Source organism: Alterinioella nitratireducens (assembly GCF_013155465.1).
Lineage (GTDB): Bacteria > Pseudomonadota > Alphaproteobacteria > Rhodobacterales > Rhodobacteraceae > Alterinioella > Alterinioella nitratireducens.
The window spans coordinates 241,788-257,660 of sequence record NZ_JABJVX010000003.1; the positions used below are offsets into that span (position 1 = coordinate 241,788).

The window sequence follows — 15,873 nt, forward strand, 5'->3', positions numbered from 1 at the left end:
GATCTATACTCCGTTCACAGGCGCGGTATCGGACCGCGTTCGGGGGGCTTGCGGCGCGGGCCGGCGAAATTCATGGGCGATCAGATCGCGCAGGAAACCCGGCGGGTCGGCGGGCTTGCGTCCCGTGACCAGGCAGCGCAGGCGATGCAAGCCGCCCCCCGCGACATGGGCCAGCGTCGCCAGCACACCATAGGCGCGGCCATGCGTCTTGCTGAAATAGCGCCTGCGCGAGGCGAACCAGTACCCAGGCACGGCCTGCCATTCCTTCATGCCGGTCGAGACGGAGCCGATATGCGTGACCGAGCTTTCCCGCACGAAATCCGTAGGATACCCGGCGTTCTTCGCGCGATGGCAGAGATCGGTTTCCTCGAAATAGAGAAAAAAGCCCTCGTCGAACAGCCCGATCTCCTCCAGCACCTCGGCCCGCATCATCAGGCTGGCCCCGGCAAGCCAATCGACGCGCGTGGTCGCCTCGGGGATCGGCACCGGCACGGCGCGGGCCTTCAGCCAGCGACTGACAGGGCCAAACCGGATCGCGCCCTCGAACTCGCTGGCGATCGAGGGGAAACGGAAGGTCGTCAGGTGCGGATCGCCATCTTCGCCGTGGATATAGCTGCCCGCGAAACCGGTCTTTGGATGCGCCTCCAGATGGGTCAGCAAGGCCCGGATCGCGCCCGGATCGGGGAAGGCGTCGGAGTTGAGGATATAAATGTAATCGGGCGCGGTGCCATCCGCCATCCCGGCACGGATGCCGACATTGTTGCCCGCGCCGAAGCCGCCATTCCGGCCCGATTGCAGGACGCGCACGCGGGACCAGCCGCGCGCCGTGACCTCTTCCTGCATCCTCTCAAACGAGCCATCCTGGCTGTCATTGTCGACAATGGTGATCTCGCCCGCGATCCCCTCCATCTCGCGCAAGGCGGCATCAGTGGCGCGCAGCGTCATCTCGGGCGTGCGCCAGTTCAGGATCACGGTCAGCAGCACCGGCTCATTCCGCGGCATGGCTGCCCTCCCAGGCCTGCGCGACATCACGGGCGCGGTCGGCGGCGTCTATGACGCGCTTCATGCGGGCGGCCAGAACCCGTACATTGGGCTCCAGCACCATGCTGTCATGATCGCCGGGCACCTCGCAGACCTCCAGCGCGGGGGCCCATTCGGTCCAGTCATTATCGGGCGTGACATAGGCGCGTTCCGAGTTGATCAGCCGGTCCCTGGCCACCTGCCACTTGCCGCGCAACGGCGGGCGGAAGAGGGTCAGCGGACCGGTCCAAGGCTCCAATCGGTAGGCGGCGACCGCCTCCAGGAAGGCCGCTTCAATGGCGGCGTTGTGGAATTGCGGCGTGTCCCCGGTGGCATCGACCTGCGCCCGCCGCTTGACAAACTCCCACCTGATCCGGCGCGCAAGCCAATGGAACGGATAGGCAAATCCGCCCGACTTCAGCTCGGCCACTTGGATCGCGATACGGTCGGCGCGGGACAGCGCGCGGCGTTGCGGCAAGGGCGTGTCGAGCATGACCAGCGCCGCGATCTCCTCGCCCGCCTCGGAAAGCTGGCGCGCCATTTCATAGGCCGTGATGCCGCCGCCCGAGAACCCGCCGAGCATATACGGCCCGTGCGGCTGGATCTGGCGCAGCTCGGCGATGTAGTCGCGCGCGGCCTCCCTGATCGAGCGGTGCGGCGCGGCGTCGCCGAACAGGCCCCGCGCCTGCAGCCCATAGAAAGGCCGGTCGGTGCCCAGAAGATGGGCCAGGTGGCGCAGGTTGAGGACATTGCCGAACATGCCCGCGACCAGGAAGAACGGCGTGCGCGGCCCGCCCTCGCCCTGGTGCATCGGGACAAGGTGGGTGAAGCGGCGTTGCGGCTCCTCGCCCGCCGGCGCGCGCGCCTCGCTTGTGTCGACGCCCTGCGCGGCGATCAGATCGGCGCATTTGCGGATGGTGGGCGCCTCGAACAGGGCAGAGATCGGCAGGTCGATCCCCCAGGTCTTCCTGATCATCGCGAAGAGGCGCACGGCAATCAGGGAATGGCCGCCGAGATCGAAGAAACTGTCCTCGGCCCCGACTTGGCCCACGCCCAGAAGATCCCGCCAGAAGCCCGCGAGTTTTGTCTCGATCTCGCCTTCGGGCTCCACGAAATCGCTGTCGAGGTCGGGGCGCTCAAAACCAGCCTCGCCGGTGGTCTCGACACTGTCCTGCTCCGCCTGACGGATCAGCGCATCGAGCGGCAGCGAGGTGATCGCCACCTGCGCATGATCCGAGGCGAGCGCGCGCAGGAAGGCCTCGGCCCCTTCCTCGGGGCGGATGCCCTGCGCGAGGGTGTGGCGCAGGCGTTCCTCCGCGGGCGAGAGCGGGCGCGGGCCGGTGGGTTCACTGGCTTTGGCAGATGCGCTGGCGAAAAGAATATCGCCCTGCATCCGCCGGATGGTGAAGCCGGTGATGTCCACGCAGACGGTGCCATCGGGCGCGGCCAGGGTGATGTCGAAACTGGCGGTCTGCGCGCTGGCCTCATTGCTCCCGGCATTGCGGACATGGCTGACAACATCGCCGGGTAGTGGTTTGAAAACCTTGACGGATGCGTAGTTGACCGGCACCCAGAGCGCACTGCCATCATAGCCCGCGATCAGGTCCATCGCCCATCCCGTCGCCAGGTCCATCAGGCCCGGATGCAGCCCCATGTCGCGGGGGGTATCGACCGAGAGCCGGGCCAGCCCTTCGCCATCCCCAAGCCGCGTTTCGCGCAGCACGCGCCAGTTCGGACCAAAGCGCAGATGCCCCTCCTGAGGCGAGGTCAAGGCGCCCTCCTGCGCGCGGATCGGCGGGCCCATCCGGGCCTCGATCGCGGCAATGTCCATTGGCTCGGGCGGGGTCAGCGGCAGCAGGCTGATCGCGGCCTCGGCGGTCACGCTCCACCCGCGCCCCGTGCCCGCCTCGACCGTCATCGCGTAGCCCCTGTCGCTACGCGGCAGGGTCAGGCGGATCTGCGTCGCCGCCCCGTCGGGCGTGTTCAGCGGGCGCAGGAACCACAGGTCGGTGATCTCGAAGGGCTGATCCTCACCCTGCCCCGCCAGCGCTTCGGCGGCCAATTCCAGGTAGCCGGTCCCCGGCAGCAGCACATCGCCCGCGCGGGTCCGGTGATCGTCCAATACCCACCGCTCGGACGGCACCCACGCGGCCATGAACACGCGGTTGCCACCGGAATCGAACCCGGCAGCGTCGAGTAGCGGCAAGTCGACGGGCACCGGCGCGGGCGGCTCGGCCACGCGGGCCTGCATCGCCTCGGCGGCCATGCCGACGCCGGACCAGATGCCCCAGTCGATGGCCAGTACGCGCGTGCGGTCGCCCTTGCGCGATTTGGCGTAGGCGTTGAGATATTCATTGGCGGCGACGTAATCGACCTGGCCCGCGGGCGCGGTGGCGGTGGAACTGGAGGAAAACAGCACCATCCAGTCCAGCGCGCCATCGGGGAAAAGCTGATCCAGCACCTGGGCCCCGTGGACCTTCGGCGTGAACACATCCTCGATGGACAGCGAGGATTTGCCCAGGATCGGTGCGTCGTCGATCACGCCCGCCGCGTGGACAACGCCGCTGATCTTGCCGAAGCGCGTCTCGGCCATGGTCAGCGCGCTGCGCATCTCCTCGATATTGGAGACATCGGCAGAGAGAGTCAGCACCTCGCCGCCGGCCTGTTCCAGCCGTTCCACCGCGCGGATGCGGGCGGCGGTGCGGTCGGTCGGCGCGGCATTGGCCAGCAGGGTCTGCCAGCGCGCGCGCGGCGGCAGGGCATTGCGCGAGATCAGCACGATCCGGGCCTGGTGGCGGGTGATCAGCGCATGGGCCACCGAGGTGCCGATGCCGCCGAACCCGCCCGTGAGCAGCACGGTGGGGTGATCGCTGATCTCCAGCGCTTCGGCCCCAGGCAGAGAGGTCGGACGCCATGTCGCCTCATATCGCTTCGCCTTGCGCAGCGCGGCGATGCGGTTGGCGGGCGGGCTCAGAAGCTCCTCCAGCGCGGCGTCCCTGTCGCCTGTGTCGATGTCCAAGACGGCGCAGGTCAGCCCCGGAAATTCACGCGGGATGACGCGGGCGGGGCCCATGATGGTGGATTTCTCGGGATGCGGCAGGGCCTCGTCCCGCACCTGCGTCGCGCCCGAGGTGATCACGTCGATATGCAGGGGGCCGCTGCCCTCATCGGCCCAGGCCTGCGCGAGGTAGAAGAGGCTCCAGAACCCCTGTTCCTGGCAGCGATGGAAAAAGGAGGAGCCGGGGCGGTGGCCGGTCCCTTCCGTCACCAGCCAGAGATGCGCGATGCGGGTGGGCAATGTGTCGGCGGCGGCCAGCGCGCGCAGCAATTGGTCATAGCCTTCGCGCCCGCGCTCGGGCGGCAGCAGGTAGCCATCCGCCGTCTTGGCGAAGGCATCGCCGGGGCGCACAAGGGTCACGGTCTGGCCCGCCTCCGACAGGCGTTTCGCGGCGGCCTCGGCCAGCCCGGTATCATCGGAGAAGATCAGCCAGGTCTCCTGCGGGGCATCGGCCAGGTCGCCCGCCACGTCCACCGCGCAGGGCGCATAGGTGGGCTGCCAGACGGGCCGCCAGCCCCATGTGTCGGGATCGTCATTGCGCATCAGCCAGTCGTCGCTGACCTCACGCGCCGCCCCCGGTTCGATGAAATAGCGGCTGCGCTGGAAGGCGTAGGTGGGCAGGACAACGCGGTTGCGCCGCGCCGCGCCCCAGTATTGCCCCCAGTCGAAATGGCCGCCGACGGCCCAGATCCGGCCCAGTTGCGCCAGGAAATAGGCATCGTCTTGCGTGTCGTCATCGGCATGGCGCAGGGTCGAGAGCACCTGGCCCGCGTCAATATCGGGGTGCTGACCGGCGAGCGAGGACAGCGCCTTGCCGGGACCGACCTCGATATAGGCGCGGTTCGGGGTGGCGGCGAGGGTCTTGAGCCCCTCCGCGAAGAGGATCGCGCCGCGCAGGTGCTGCACCCAGTAGTCGGGATCGGTGGCCTCGGCGTCGGTGATGAACGCGCCGGTCCGGTTCGAGATGAACGGGATCTGCGGCGGGGTCAGGGTGATCTTGCGCAGATAGGCGCCAAAGCGCGACAGGACCGGATCCAGCAGGCGGCTATGGGCGGCGATGTCGATGGCGATGCGCTGGTTGGTGATCTCCTGCGCATCGAGCCGCGCGGCCAATGCGTCCAGCGCGGCATCGGGGCCGGAGGCGACGCAGAGCGCGGGGCCATTCACTGCCGCAAGGTCCAGATCCTCGCCCAGATGGGGGCGCAAGTCGTCGGGCGAAAGCGCCACGGACAGCATCCCGCCCCGCTCCACGCTGTCCATCAGTTGCCCGCGCAGATGCACCAGCCCGATGCAATCCTCGAAGCCGATCACACCGGCCAGGCAGGCGGCGGTGTTCTCGCCCATGGAATGACCGATCAGCGCCTTCGGGGCCACGCCCCAGGACATCCAGAGCTGCGCCAGCGCATATTCGACGATCATGATCAGGGGAAGCTGGACGGACGGCTTGCGCAACCGCTCCTCGGCCTTCGCCTCCTCGCCTGCCTCGGGCAGCCAGACGGCGCGGATATCGAAATCGAGCTTGGGCGCCAGCAGGTCCAGCCCCTTGTCCATCCAGTCGGCAAAGACCGGCTCGGTCTCGTAGAGATCGCGCGCCATGCCCGCGTATTGCGCGCCGCCGCCGGGGAACATGAAGGTGATCTCGGGCGCTTCCATCGCGCTATGGGTGAAGACGCGGCGGGGGTCGTTTTCCTCCAGAAGCTGCGCCGCCTCCTCATGGCTTGCGGCCACCACGACGCGGCGGCGGTCGAAACCATGGCGGCCCTCTGCCAGCGTCCAGGCGATATCGGCGAGGTCTTGCTCCGGGTGGTCCCGCAGATGCGCCGCGAGGTTGGCGGCATTGCCCTCCAGCGCGCCCTTGGATCGGGCAGAGAGGCAGAACAGCTGGAACGGCCAGTCCGATGGCTCGGACGCCGCGCGCGCGGGCGCTTTTTCCAGCACGGCATGCGCATTGGTGCCACCGACGCCGAGCGAGTTGACCCCCGCGCGTGGCGGATGATCGGTTTCGGGCCAAGGCGTCAGCCTGTCATTCACCCGGAAGGGCGAGCCGTCGAAACCGATCGCCGGGTTGGCCTTTTCGAAGCCGAGCGACGGCGGAATCTCGCCGTGATGCAGGCTGAGCGCGGTCTTGATCAGGCTGGCCACCCCGGCGGCCGTGTCGAGATGGCCGATATTCGTCTTCACGCTGCCGATGCGGCAGAACCCCTCGGCCCGCGTGGTGCGCCGGAAGGCGTCGGTCAGCGCCGCAACCTCGATCGGGTCGCCCAGATAGGTGCCGGTGCCGTGGCATTCGACATAGTCGATGGTGTCTGCGGGGGTTCCGGCGACGGCCTGCGCTTCGGCAATCGCTTCGGCCTGACCGCCGACCGAGGGCGCCAGGTAGCCCGCCTTGTCGGCCCCGTCATTGTTGATCGCCGAGCCCTTGACAAGCGCCCAGATATGATCGCCGTCGCGGATCGCGTCCTCCGCGCGCCGCAACACGACGCAGCCCGCGCCGGAGCCGAAGACCGTGCCTTGCGCGCGGTGATCGAAGGCATGGCATTGCCCGTCGGGCGAGAGAATCTCGCCCTCCTTGAAGAGATAGCCGCGCGCATGCGGCAATTCGATGGTCACGCCGCCCGCCAGCGCCATGTCACATTCGCCCATGAGAAGCGCCTGTGCCGCGTAATGCGTCGCCACCAGCGAGGTGGAGCAGGCCGTTTGCAGGTTGATCGAGGGGCCTTTCAGATCGAAAATATGGCTCACCCGCGTGGTCATGAAATCCTTGTCATTGCCGGTATGGCGCAGCAGAAACATGCCGGTCTGATCGACCAGGTCGGGGTTGGAGCAGACGTTGAAATAGAAATAGCTGCCCATGCCGCAGCCGGCATAGACGCCGATGGGACCAGGGAATTTCGAGGGCGGATGGCCCGCCTGTTCCATCGCCTCCCAGGCGACCTCCAGGAACTGGCGGTGCTGCGGGTCCATGATGGCGGCTTCTTTCGGGGACAGGCCGAAGAACTCCGCATCGACATGGTCGAACCGGTCCAGCGTCGCGGCGAAGGGCACGTAATCGGGCCGGTCGATCAGATGCGGGGCCTCGCCTGCCGCCAGCAATGCCTCGCGCGATTGCCGCGTGATTGCGCAGACGCCTTCGCGCAAGCCACGCCAATAGGCCGCCACATCCGCCGATCCCGGCAGGTGCGCGGCCATTCCGACAATGGCGATATCGTTCTCTCCGACGCCCTGGTCGGTGCGGCTGTCACTCATCGAAAGACGTATCCAAAATCGTTCCTCGAACAGTATGGCGCAGATTTCGCCCGGCTTCATGGTGATTTTAGGGCAAAGCCATGGAGTGAGGGCGATATCGCAAGGGCGGAGCGGATCAATCCCGCAGGACAGACCTGCGCCACTTTCCTTCGGAAACGAATCTACTATGGTGGAGAAAACACCGAGACAAAAGGACCGCGCGCCCCATGACATCCGAGGATCCCGACACAATCGCCTATGGCCGCCTGATGCACCGGGCGATGCGCGGGCTGATCCAGACGGTCCTGACGGATGTGGCCGAGCGCGGCCTGCCGGGTGAACACCATTTCTTCGTGACCTTCGACACCCGCGCCGACGGCGTCGATATCGCGCCCTGGCTGCACGATAGATACCCCGAGGAAATGACCATTGTGATCCAGAACTGGTTCGACGGGCTTTCCGTCGATGATGAGGGGTTCTCGATCACCCTGAATTTCGGCGACAGCCCCGAGCCCCTGCGCATCCCCTTCGACGCGATCCAGACCTTTGTCGATCCCTCCGTCGAGTTTGGCCTGCGTTTCGAGACGCAAGGCCATGACGACCCCGATGGCGAGCCGCCCGAGGATGACGACCCCGAGGATGAGGACACCCCCCATCACGACGCCGAAGTGGTCAGCCTGGATACATTCAGAAAGACCCATTAGCCCTTGATATTGAACACCTTTTGAAAGTTGCGCGCCGATGTCGGGCGATCTTGGCCTGTTCTGGGGCCAACTCTTCAGAAAACCGGATCAGGTCGTAGCGCTGGCCCCGTCCTCGCGGGCCCTGGCCGAGGAAATGGTCGCGACGCTGGACCCGCGCCGCGGCCCGGTGATCGAGCTTGGCGCGGGCACGGGCCGCATCACGCGCGCGATCCTGGCGCGCGGCTTCGCCCCCGACCAGGTCCACGCGGTCGAGATGAACCCGGCCTTTTGCGACAATCTGCGGACGCGGTTCGCGGGCCTCAACGTGCATTGCCTCTCGGCGGCGGATGTCGGCGGGCTTGCGCTGCGGGGCGCGCAGGCGGTGGTATCCGGTCTGCCGCTGCTGTCGATGCCATTGGCCCTGCAACACGCAATCCTCGCGGGCAGTTTCGCGCATCTTGACCCCGGCGCCCCGTTCATCCAGTTCACTTACGGCCCCAGACCGCCCGTGCGTGCCGAGTTGCGCGCCTCCCTGGGGCTGACCTGGACGAAAAGCGCCAAGATCTGGGGCAACCTGCCGCCAGCGCGCGTCTATCGCTTTTGCCAACCCGACCGGAGGCCCATGGAATGAGTGAGAACCCCGCCGATCCCGATTTCTGGCACAGCCGTTGGCAGGAGAACCGCATCGGGTTCCACCAGGCGCAGGCCAATGCGCTCCTGCGCGACCATCTCGGCGCGCTCGACCTTGAACCGGGGGCGCGGATTTTCCTGCCGCTTTGCGGCAAGACGCGCGATATCGGCTGGCTGCTGTCGCAAGGCTATTCCGTCACGGGCGTGGAGTTGAGCACATTGGCGGTCGAGCAGCTCTTTGACGATCTCGACGTGACGCCCCGGATCACGCAACACATGAACCTGCGCCGATACAGCGCGGAGAATATTGATATTTTTACCGGCGACGTCTTTGACCTGACCACGGATATCCTCGGCCTTGTCGACGCCATCTATGACCGCGCGGCGCTGGTTGCCCTGCCCCGTGACACGCGCCCGCGCTACGGCGCGCATCTGGCGCGCATTACAGGCACCGCGCCGCAATTCCTGATCTGTTTCGAATATGACCAGAACCTGATGGAGGGCCCGCCCTTTTCCATCGATGTCCGCGAGGTCGCCCGTATCTACGGGCAGACTTACGCCCTGACCGACCACGCCGCCGAGAAGGTCGAGGGCGGCCTCAAGGGCAAGATCCCGGCCACGGAACGGGTCTGGCTTCTGCGCTGAACAGGTCGCATTGCCCCCGCGCCCGCGCCCACGTATAGCCATGTCCAGACGCGTTTCGATAGACCCGGAGGCCCCGATGACCGCAACCCGCACTGAAACCGACAGCTTCGGCCCGCTCGAGGTTCCCGTCGACAAATACTGGGGCGCGCAGACGCAACGCTCGCTGATGAATTTCCCCATCGGCTGGGAGAAACAGCCCACGGCCATCGTGCGCGCCTTGGGCGTCATCAAGCGCGCCTGCGCCGAGGCCAACAAGGAAAGCGGCAAACTGGACGCCCGCCTTGCCGATGCCATCATCCAGGCCGCGCAGGAGGTCATCGAGGGCAAGTTCGACGACAATTTCCCGCTGGTGGTCTGGCAGACCGGGTCCGGCACGCAGTCGAACATGAACGCCAACGAGGTCATCGCCAACCGCGCCATTGAAATCCTCGGCGGCGAGATCGGCTCGAAAGACCCGGTGCATCCCAATGATCACTGCAATATGGGGCAAAGCTCCAACGACACCTTCCCGACCGCGATGCATGTCGCCACCGCCATGTCCGTGCGTGACGTGCTGCTGCCCGGGCTGACCAAACTGGCCGAGGGGCTGGAGGCCAAATCCGACGCCTTCAAGGACATCATCAAGATCGGCCGCACCCATACGCAAGACGCGACGCCCCTGACCCTGGGACAGGAGTTTTCCGGCTACGCGCACCAGGTGCGGATGGGCATCTCGCGGATCGAGGCCGCGATGCACGGCATCTACGAGCTTGCACAGGGCGGCACGGCTGTCGGCACCGGCCTGAACACCTCGCAAGGCTGGGACACCACGGTTGCGGCCAACATGGCGCGGATCACCGACCTGCCCTTTGTCACCGCCCCCAACAAGTTCGAGGCGCTGGCCGCCCGTGATGGCATGGTGTTCCTGTCAGGCGCCATCGCGACGGTGGCGGGATCGTGCTACAAGATCGCCAATGACATCCGGTTCCTCGGCTCCGGACCCCGCTCGGGGCTTGGCGAATTGATCCTGCCCGAGAACGAGCCGGGCAGTTCCATCATGCCGGGCAAGGTGAACCCGACCCAGGCCGAGGCGCTGACGCAGGTCTGCGCGCATGTCATGGGCAATGATGCGGGCATCAAGTTCGCGGGCAGCCAGGGCCATTTCGAGCTCAACGTCTACAATCCGATGATGAGCTACAACCTGCTGCAATCCATCCAGCTTCTGGGCGATGCCGCCGACAGTTTCACCGAACGGATGCTCAATGGCATCGAGGCCAATGCGCCGCGCATCGACAAGCTGATGAAGGAAAGCCTGATGCTGGTCACGGCGCTGGCCCCCACCATCGGCTATGACAACGCGACCAAGGTGGCCAAGACGGCGCATAAGAACGGCACCACGCTGAAGGAAGAGGCCATCGCGCTCGGCTTTGTCGATGAGGAGACCTTTGACAAGGTGGTCCGCCCCGAAGACATGATCGGGCCGAAGTGAATGGCCGCCCCGGTGAACCTGAACCGGGCGCGGAAGGAGAAAGCGCGGGCCGAGAAGAAGGCCCGCGCCGACGAGAATGCCGTGCGATTCGGGCGGGCCAAGGCGGAACGGATGCTGGAGGAGGCGCGGGCCAGGAAAGCCGCCCGCGAGCTTGATGGCGCCAAGCGCGAGGAGCCATGACCGCCCGCCCTGTCAAACGCTCCCTCACCCTGCGCGGGCATCGCACCTCGGTGTCCCTGGAGGAGGCGTTCTGGCAGGAATTTCGCGCCATTGCGGACGAAAAACACCTATCCATCAATGAATTGGCGGCCCTTGTTGATGTAGAGCGCGGCGTCGAGAGCGGGCTTGCCTCGGCGATCCGCGTCTACATCCTGCGCGAGGTCAAAGCGCGCCGAACGCCTGTTTCTGACGCGCCGTCCAGTTGACGCTGATGCGGTAGCCGTCCTCGCCCGCCTCCTCCGCCTCGATCACGCCTTCCTCATGCAGCCAGGCGCGCTTGCGCCCCTCTGCATAGGGCAGGTCCAGCACCTCGGCGAAGCGCGGCGGTGCCAGCGCCTGGCCCATCGCCTCCAGCACCGTGTCGATGCCCTCGCCGGTCAGGGCTGACAGCGTAAAGACCTCCTCGCGCCGGTCGGCGATGGCCTGCAACTCGGCGCGCGCCTCGCCCGCGACCATGTCGATCTTGTTCCAAAGCTCCAGCTGCGGCACCTCGGAGGACACCCCCAGATCGGCCAGGATCGCGGCCACATCCTCGGCCTGCGCGGCGCTGTCGGGGTGGCTGATGTCACGGACATGCACGATCAGATCGGCCTCCAGCACCTCCTCCAGCGTGGCGCGGAAGGCGGCGACCAGTTGCGTCGGCAGGTCCGAGATGAAGCCCACGGTGTCGGACAGGATCACCTCCGCCCCGTCGGGCAGTTGCAATGAGCGCATGGTCGGGTCGAGCGTGGCGAAGAGCATGTCCTTCACCAGCACCTCGGCCCCCGTCAACCGGTTGAACAGCGTCGATTTTCCCGCATTGGTGTAGCCCACCAGGGCGACCACCGGATAAGGCACCTTGGCGCGCGAGGCGCGATGCAGGGCGCGGGTTTTCACCACCTTCTCCAACTGGCGGCGGATGCGCACGATGGCGTCGTCAATGGCGCGGCGGTCGGCCTCGATCTGGGTTTCGCCGGGACCACCCACGAAGCCCAATCCGCCGCGCTGGCGTTCCAGGTGGGTCCAGGCGCGGACAAGCCTTGTGCGCTGATAGCTGAGCGCGGCCAGTTCCACCTGCAACACGCCTTCGCGGGTGGCGGCGCGGTCGGCGAAGATCTCCAGGATCAGCCCGGTCCGGTCCAGAAGCTTGACGCCCCATTCTTTTTCCAGGTTGCGCTGCTGCACCGGGCTGACGGGGCCGTCGATCAGCACAAGATCGACCTCGGCGGCCTCGATGCGGGTCTTCAACTCGGCGATCTTGCCGGTGCCGAACAACAGTCCGGGCTGCGCCCTGGGCAGGCCCACGATCTCGGCCCCCACGACCTGAAGATCGGGCAGCGCCGCGGCCAGCGCCACGGCTTCCTCGAGCGCGGGGCCCGCCGGGCGGCGGTCGCGGTCGGCACGGATATCGGGGTGGAGGACAAAGGCGCGGGTCGGACCCGGGCCGTCAGTGTCCGTCAGCTCTGAAGAGGTCACTCTTCCCCGTCATAAAGGTTGATCGGCTGCGCCGGCATCACGGTGGAAATCGCGTGCTTGTAGACCAGTTGCGATTGCCCGTCACGGCGCAGCAATACGCAGAAATTGTCGAACCAGGTGATCACGCCCTGCAATTTCACGCCATTGATCAGGAAGATCGTCACCGGAACCTTGGTCTTGCGCACATGGTTCAGGAATGCGTCCTGCAAATTCTGCTTGTTTTCCGCCATTGATCACGCGCCCTGTCGTTATCTGCCGTCCTTACATCCGAACGGTAATTTTCTATCTCGGGCGAGTATGCGGGGGATCGATGCGGATTTCCACCCCGATTTCAGCGGTTTGCTGTTTGAGATGCGGGCGATGTGGCGGGAATCGGCCTAGAGGCGCCAGTAACTCGGGCTGAAAAGCGCGATCAGGACCAGCGATTCCAAGCGCCCGACGATCATGGCGGCGGCGAGGATGCCCTTGGCGGCGGGCGTCAGCGAGGCATAGACGATGGGCGCTTCGGCCCCATGCGCGGCCAGCGGCCCGGTCGTGGTCAGCGCCGCAACCGCCAGCACCAGCGCGTTTTCGAATCCCACGCCCGCGATGGACAGCGCCAGCATCGTGGCCGCCATCGACAGGACGAAGAGCATGAAGAACACCCAGGCGATATAGGCCCCCTGGCGGCGGATGCGGCGGCCGAGATGCCCGCCCGGCGCGACCGAGTTGGGATGCACCAGCTTGCCCAACTCGCGCGTGCCGTGCTTGTAGAGGGCATAGACGCGCAGCAGCTTGATGCCGCCTGCCGTTGTCGCCACGCCGCCGCCCATCATGGCCAGCCCCACCAGGACCAGACCCGGCGTCGGCAGGCCCGACCAGCTGCGCGAGGCGCCCCAGTATTCCGACACGAAGCCGGTGGTGGTGACAAAGGACAGCGCGGTAAAGAACCCGCCCCAGAGCGCCGCCAGCGCATGGCCGCCGCTGCCCCCGGCCGTCACTTCCATCGTCGCCACCCAATGGCGCAGGAACAGAAGTGCCGTCAGGGTGACGGTGACATAAAGCGCCAGGCGCAACTCCCGGTCATGGATCAGGGTCCGCGCCATCCCGAGGCTGAGGCCGTCGCTGAAACTGTGCCGTGTGATCGCGAAGACGAAGAAGAACAGGATCAGCGCCTCGGCCAGCACCCCGCCGCCGCCCGCGCTCAAGCCCCCGCCCGGCACGATGCCCGAGGTCGCCATGGTCGACATCGCCAGGCTGATCGCCGTCAGATCGCCCTTGCCCGCCAAGACCAGGAGCAGCCACAGAACCCCGGTCAGCCCGACATAGATCGGGGCCAGCAGGCGGATGGTGCGGCGCAGGCGGTGGCCGGGGCTGGCGGCGCGCATCTGGGCGGCGGAGCTGACGAAGTTTTCGGATTGCGTCTCGGCCGTCACCTCGAAGCCGCCAAGCGACAACGGGGCCAGCACGGCGGCGGCGGTGGCCCAGACAAGGAAACCGCCGAACCAGCCGACCAGCGCGCGCCACAGATGCACCGAGGGCGCCAGGCGCGCGGGGTCGAAGAGGGTCGCGCCGGTTGTGGTCAGGCTCGAGACCATTTCGAAATAGGCGTTGAAAAAGGTCGTGTTGCGCACCGCGTCATTCAGCGGCACCGCCAGCACCACGGGCAGGAAGACATAGGCCGCGATCAGCCACAGAAGATGTGTGCGCGAGGAGGTGACGGGGCGCACCCCTTGCGTGGCAAAACCCATCAGCAGGGTCAGCACCAGGAAGAACAGCGCCGAATACAGGAAGGTGCGCCCGGTCTCGAAATCCTCGGTCGCCATCGCCATCGCGGCGGGCACCAGCATCGCCAGCGCCGCGATGCCGGTGAAGGCGACCAGGAGGGGCATTCTGGCGAGAAACTGCATCATGGCTCAGAAGAAATCGACCGAGACCCTGAGCAGCGCCTCCACCCCCGGCACGTCCTTGGACAGGGCGAAGATGACCACCGTGTCACCCTCCTCGATGCGCAGCGATCCGGTCGGGCGCACCACCTTGCCGCCCTTGCGCACCGCCCCCAGAAGCGCGCCTTCGGGAAAGTCGATATCGCGGATCGCCTTTCCGGCAATGGGCGAGGTCGAAAGCACCTGCGCCTCGATCACCTCGGCTTCGGCATCGCCGATGGAATAGACGCCGCGCACCCGGCCATGGCGGATATGACGCAGGATCGAACTGACCGTGGTAGCGCGCGGATTGACATAGGCGTCGATATCCAGCGCTTCCATCAGCGGCACCATGGTCGGGTCGTTGACCAGCGCGATGGCCATTTTCGCGCCGAGCGATTTCACCCGGACCGAGGCCAGGAGGTTGGTCTTGTCATCCGAGGTCACGCAGAGCACGGCATCGGTGCGCTCCACCCCCGCCTCGCGCAGGATGTCCACGTCCAGCCCGTCGCCATGCAGCACGATGGTGCGGCTCAGCGCATCCGCCGCGCGTTCGGCATTGGCGCGGTTCATCTCGATCATGCGGGCGCGGATGCGGGTCGAGCTTGCCTCCAGCTCCTGCGCCACGCCAAGCCCGACATTGCCGCCGCCCAGGATGATCACCCGTTCGGGGCGTTTCACCGGCTTGCCGAAGATCTCCAGCGTGCGGGCGGTATCGCTTTCATGGGTGAAGACATAGATCTGATCCTCGGCGAACAGCTGATCGCCGGGATCGGGGGCGATCAGGTTGCCGTCGCGCCGGACGCCGACGACAATGGCGCGCAGCGTCGAGAAAAGCTCGGAGAGCTGTTTCAGCGGCGTGTTCAGGACCGGGCAATCGGCGTCCAGGCGAATACCCAGAAGCCGCGCCTCGCCGCCCAGGAAGTCCTCCGCCTCGAAGGTGGAAGGGGAATTGAGACGGCGCAGCGCCGCCTTGGCGACCTCGCGCTCGGGGCTGATCACCACGTCGATGGGCAGGTGTTCGCGGCGGTAGAGGTCGGAATAGATCGCCGTCAGATAGCTTTGCGCGCGCAAACGGGCGATCTTGCGCGGCACCGCGAAGATCGAATGCGCCACCTGGCAGGTCACCATATTGACCTCGTCCGAGAAGGTCGCGGCAATCACCATGTCGGCGTCGCGCGCCCCGGCGCGGTCCAGGATGTCGGGATAGGAGGCGAAGCCGGTGATGCCCTGCACGTCCAGCGTGTCGGTGGCCCGGCGCACCAGGTCGGGGTTGTTGTCGACCACCGTCACGTCGTTGTTTTCGCGTGAAAGATGGCGCGCGATCTGCCAGCCGACCTGGCCCGCGCCGCAAATGATGACCTTCATCCGCCCCTGCCCTTCGGGTGATGGCCGGATGGTCCGGCCCGGGCGTTCTGAATGGCAGAGACAGGGGCTAAGGTCAATTGCGCGCGCTTTCGCCTTGCCGGCATCGCTGCTCGGATGGTGATCCCCCCGCGAATGGACATGTTGCCATGATCCGCGTGATAGCGATCTGCCCGCCCTCTCGCCCTGCCGGATCGGCGA

The 15,873-nt window shown here is 66.5% G+C and carries 12 protein-coding genes; 6 read left to right on the forward strand and 6 right to left on the reverse strand.

Annotated features, from left to right (window positions below; genetic code table 11):
* Window positions 1-3: 3 nt before the first annotated feature.
* Window positions 4-1,002 carry a glycosyltransferase family 2 protein gene (locus HNS34_RS06850; RefSeq protein ID WP_172319304.1) on the reverse strand — a complete coding sequence of 333 codons (999 nt, stop codon included), beginning with the start codon at window positions 1,000-1,002 and terminating at the stop codon, window positions 4-6.
* The gene (locus HNS34_RS06855; RefSeq protein WP_172319305.1) at window positions 989-7,324 is read right to left on the reverse strand and encodes a type I polyketide synthase; all 6,336 of its coding nucleotides are present in this window, start codon (window positions 7,322-7,324) and stop codon (window positions 989-991) included. Before HNS34_RS06855 ends, HNS34_RS06850 begins: the two co-directional genes overlap by 14 nt.
* A 206-nt stretch (window positions 7,325-7,530) precedes the next feature.
* Between HNS34_RS06855 and HNS34_RS06860 the strand changes: the two genes are divergently transcribed.
* The 6 genes from HNS34_RS06860 to HNS34_RS06885 all read left to right on the forward strand — a co-directional run bounded on the left by HNS34_RS06860 (window position 7,531) and on the right by HNS34_RS06885 (window position 11,154).
* Window positions 7,531-8,007, forward strand: a complete 477-nt coding sequence (locus HNS34_RS06860) for an SspB family protein (protein ID WP_172319306.1) — start codon at window positions 7,531-7,533, stop codon at window positions 8,005-8,007.
* Between the two features lie 37 nt (window positions 8,008-8,044).
* Window positions 8,045-8,617 (forward strand): class I SAM-dependent methyltransferase, encoded by a 573-nt coding sequence (locus tag HNS34_RS06865; protein ID WP_172319307.1) that lies wholly within the window; start codon window positions 8,045-8,047, stop codon window positions 8,615-8,617.
* Window positions 8,614-9,261 (forward strand): thiopurine S-methyltransferase, encoded by a 648-nt coding sequence (gene tmpT, locus HNS34_RS06870; RefSeq protein ID WP_172319308.1) that lies wholly within the window; start codon window positions 8,614-8,616, stop codon window positions 9,259-9,261. The genes HNS34_RS06865 and tmpT overlap by 4 nt, the downstream gene beginning before the upstream one ends.
* A 76-nt stretch (window positions 9,262-9,337) precedes the next feature.
* Entirely contained in the window at window positions 9,338-10,729 is a 1,392-nt protein-coding gene (gene fumC / locus HNS34_RS06875) for a class II fumarate hydratase (protein ID WP_172319309.1), read from the forward strand.
* Complete coding sequence (locus tag HNS34_RS06880; protein ID WP_172319310.1) at window positions 10,730-10,909, forward strand: DUF4169 family protein; 180 nt, start codon at window positions 10,730-10,732, stop codon at window positions 10,907-10,909.
* Window positions 10,906-11,154, forward strand: a complete 249-nt coding sequence (locus HNS34_RS06885; RefSeq protein ID WP_172319311.1) for a ribbon-helix-helix domain-containing protein — start codon at window positions 10,906-10,908, stop codon at window positions 11,152-11,154. The genes HNS34_RS06880 and HNS34_RS06885 overlap by 4 nt, the downstream gene beginning before the upstream one ends.
* On the opposite strand, the gene hflX is transcribed toward HNS34_RS06885, so the two are convergent.
* From hflX to trkA, 4 genes are all read right to left on the reverse strand, one after another.
* A complete protein-coding gene (gene hflX / locus HNS34_RS06890; protein WP_172319312.1) occupies window positions 11,111-12,403 on the reverse strand; it encodes a GTPase HflX in 1,293 nt (430 codons plus the stop codon). The genes HNS34_RS06885 and hflX overlap by 44 nt on opposite strands.
* Entirely contained in the window at window positions 12,400-12,633 is a 234-nt protein-coding gene (hfq, locus tag HNS34_RS06895; RefSeq protein WP_025312876.1) for an RNA chaperone Hfq, read from the reverse strand. The genes hflX and hfq overlap by 4 nt, the downstream gene beginning before the upstream one ends.
* Window positions 12,634-12,780: 147 nt before the next feature.
* On the reverse strand, window positions 12,781-14,274 hold the full coding sequence (locus tag HNS34_RS06900; protein ID WP_235952642.1) for a TrkH family potassium uptake protein: 1,494 nt from the start codon (window positions 14,272-14,274) through the stop codon (window positions 12,781-12,783).
* Between the two features lie 24 nt (window positions 14,275-14,298).
* On the reverse strand, window positions 14,299-15,675 hold the full coding sequence (gene trkA, locus HNS34_RS06905) for a Trk system potassium transporter TrkA (RefSeq protein ID WP_172319313.1): 1,377 nt from the start codon (window positions 15,673-15,675) through the stop codon (window positions 14,299-14,301).
* Window positions 15,676-15,873: the final 198 nt, after the last annotated feature.